General features: G+C 64.5%; 1 protein-coding gene. It reads right to left on the reverse strand.

Annotation, left to right across the window (positions count from 1 at the left end; all coding sequences use genetic code 11):
- Positions 1 to 28 precede the first annotated feature (28 nt).
- On the reverse strand, positions 29 to 273 hold a 245-nt coding region (locus tag ABG80_RS22415), incomplete at its 5' end, for a hypothetical protein (RefSeq protein WP_160322430.1).

Genomic DNA, 273 nt, shown 5'->3' on the forward strand with positions numbered 1-273 from the left:
GCCAGCGGCCTCATACGTGCATCCATCCTCACACCTTGCCCCCCTCATAGGCGAGGCTCACCGACGCGCCAGGAGCCCACGCACGCACCGGCACGGACACCTGCTCACCCACTCGGCCCTCGAAAGGCTTGGTGTCTGGAACTGTGAGGGTGAAGAGTTGAACGAGGCCACGGTTATCGAGGCCCTCGATCTGGAGAACCGGGCGGGTGGGGATCACCTCGCCGGTCTTCTTGTTGACGCCACCACCCAGGGTGGTGACTGCTCGAATGGTGC

The organism is Aquabacterium parvum (genome assembly GCF_001447195.1).
Taxonomy (GTDB): domain Bacteria; phylum Pseudomonadota; class Gammaproteobacteria; order Burkholderiales; family Burkholderiaceae_C; genus Aquabacterium; species Aquabacterium parvum.